At 55.8% G+C, this 2,591-nt stretch carries 3 protein-coding genes; all 3 read left to right on the plus strand.

The annotated features are described in order from the left end of the window. Positions 1–563: 563 nt before the first annotated feature. The 3 genes from IP90_RS16465 (at position 564) to IP90_RS16470 (ending at position 2,465) form a co-directional block, all read left to right on the plus strand. A complete protein-coding gene (locus IP90_RS16465) occupies positions 564–1,022 on the plus strand; it encodes a hypothetical protein (RefSeq protein ID WP_144900761.1) in 459 nt (152 codons plus the stop codon). A gap of 67 nt (positions 1,023–1,089) precedes the next feature. Further along, positions 1,090–1,389, plus strand: coding sequence for a hypothetical protein (locus IP90_RS17025; RefSeq protein WP_158635391.1), 300 nt, complete (start codon positions 1,090–1,092; stop codon positions 1,387–1,389). A gap of 446 nt (positions 1,390–1,835) precedes the next feature. After that, positions 1,836–2,465, plus strand: a complete 630-nt coding sequence (locus tag IP90_RS16470; RefSeq protein WP_144900762.1) for a hypothetical protein — start codon at positions 1,836–1,838, stop codon at positions 2,463–2,465. Positions 2,466–2,591: the final 126 nt, after the last annotated feature.

Raw genomic sequence — 2,591 nt, forward strand, 5'->3', positions numbered from 1 at the left:
CAGCGGCCGTGTGTTTCTGGCTTGCCACTCGGGCAATCGAGCCGCGGCCTAACAATTCATTCAAGCCGAAGCCGCTTCGCGGCTCGGCTTAATTCGGGCGTTAGGCGCCACAACGAATGTCTTCATCCGCTCAAGTTCTCAATGAAGTAAGCCGGCTACTTGACGCGCTCCCAGGAGTCACGGTCACAGGCGGCCATATTTCTGGGTACGTCGCCACCCTTGAGATCGATACTCATAGTGGTAGCTCGGCACTCGTAGTCCAGCGGCTCTGTGAGGCGGCAAATGTGTCATTTGAGCCAACCGTCCGGCCGCACGAGCCGGAGCTCCGCGGAAATACTGCTTGGGTGCTGACGGCCAGTACTCAGGGATTTGACACAATAGAGCATGGTTACTTGCAGTTGCTAGCCATCCATCTCGTCTGGCATCTTCATGGCAATGGTGCAATCCAGGCGCCGGCGGCAAATGAGCTCTTGTGTATGTGGCATGGCGCCCGGGTTGGCGCCTAACAATTCATTCAAGCCGAACCCGCTTCGCGGGTCGGCTTAATTCAGGCGTTAGGCCCCATGGGACACATCCTCTGCACGGCCATTATCTTCCTCGCGATTGGCACGGCGTCGGCCGCTGAGCCTTCGCTGGTCAGTGATCAAGAGCTTTCGCTGGGTGGCATCGCTCTCGGCGACACAGAGGTTGCTGTTCTACACAAGCTCGGACAGCCTCGCCGTGCTACGGATACTGGTGACTTCCTCAACATCCGTATGGAATACCCGGGCTTAACCGTATGGCTAGGTGAGGGGCGTCGCGTCGGTGAGGTACTCAGCACTTCCAAACAGCACTGCACGCCAGCCGGCGTGTGCCCTGGTACTCCCTTCGCTCAGGCAAAGGAAAAATACGGCCCGCCGCTGGTGGCCAATCGAGAGGACGGCACCTTCATGGAGTATCCAAGCTCCCAATCGGCCTGCTGGCTGCAGATTGCCGTCAGCAAGGGCATCGTTAGGTCCGTGCGGGCTGAGTGCCAGCCGTGATGGGGCCTAACAATTCATTCAAGCCGAAGCCGCTTCGCGGCTCGGCTTAATTCTGGCGTTAGGCCTCATGGAAAGAGTCGCTATTAGCCAAGTTGAGATTGATGGGGATGGTCGGCTCCACGTTGTCCCGACAAACCACTCACTCCCATACATTTATCGGGAGGGGATGGAGATCCAATGGGATTCTGGCCGCGCCTCTTTGCACTCCCCCAAGCCACGAGTTTGGTCGTATGCCCATTGGTTTCAGCAGATTCTGGCTGCTGCTCGGGAGCAGGGCTGTCACCTAGAGCTATCGTCCAGCACCAGATGGATCAACATTGATGCAGGCCTCAAGAATCAGCTGTTGCAAACTGGCAATGAGGCCTAACAATTCATTCAAGCCGAACCCGCTTCGCGGGTCGGCTTAATTCAGGCGTTAGGTTGCAATGGCAGATAACCCGTATTCGCCGCCAAAAGCAGAACTGCGTGAGGTGGAGGCCGCCGGATGGCTCCCCACTACTCTCCCACCTTTCCTTTCCTCGCTGTTCCTAGTTCCGCTGGGTTTCGTTCTTTTCGGGGCTGTGACACGCCAGCCCGACTTTCTTCTCAACCCAGACTTCATCGCTACCCTGGCCGCTTGTTCAATCGCCTCAGCGCTCCTACTTCGGCTCTATCGCAGCGCCAATTGGGTCATTCGTGCGCTACTGGCTCCGCCGATAACTTCTGCTCTACTGTTGCTTGTCATAGTCGGGTTGCGCGTGGTTGCAACCTAACAATTCATTCAAGCCGAAGCCGCTTCGCGGCTCGGCTTAATTCAGGCGTTAGGGGGCTTGGATGCAGCGCATAGAGTTGACCGAGATAAAAAAGCGCGCAGAGATCATTTCCGCGCGCTCCATCGAGTCGCTTCAGTCCAACCTAAAGTCCCTTCACGCCAAGAATGCGGCTCAAGGCAGGCTTCGTTCAGGTGCAACGGTCAAGGAATCGGCTGGTATCGCACGCTCTACTATCCAATCCTATTTCTCAGAGCTTGAGCAATTTGTTCGCTCGAGGCCGGACGGAAGTCCGGGATTTGATGCCACGATTATTGATGCCATCTCCAGCAGCACTTCCTCACTAATCTCATCCATCAATGATGGCTTGCTAAAAAGCGCAACTCTCGCTGGAAACGCCAGCCTCGTTAGTGCGGTCGAGCCTGAAGTCACCTCGGAGCTTTCCGCCTCTCAAGAAACATTTCGCTCAAACATTCGAGCGTATTGGGCCACTAAGGCCTCAACTCTCGGCTTGAGCCGTACAGATAAGGTGCTACTTGGTACTGAGGCCATCTTTATCGTTGCGGCCGCCATTATCATTGGTATGTGGATCAATGATCCAAAGGGATCGTATGAGCCGTATTTGGCGCTATTCGGCATTGGCATACCGGCTATTGAGATCTTTAGGCGTGTGGCTAAACGGCACGCCCCCTAACAATTCATTCAAGCCGAAGCCGCTTCGCGGCTCGGCTTAATTCAGGCGTTAGGCCGCTTAGGGAGGCCGCATGATGGATACAGAAGTTGTTCTTGGTACTAGTGGGCTGGCCGCACTTTTCTTCGT

The sequence above is a fragment of the Luteimonas cucumeris genome, assembly GCF_007830035.1.
Lineage (GTDB): Bacteria > Pseudomonadota > Gammaproteobacteria > Xanthomonadales > Xanthomonadaceae > Luteimonas_C > Luteimonas_C cucumeris.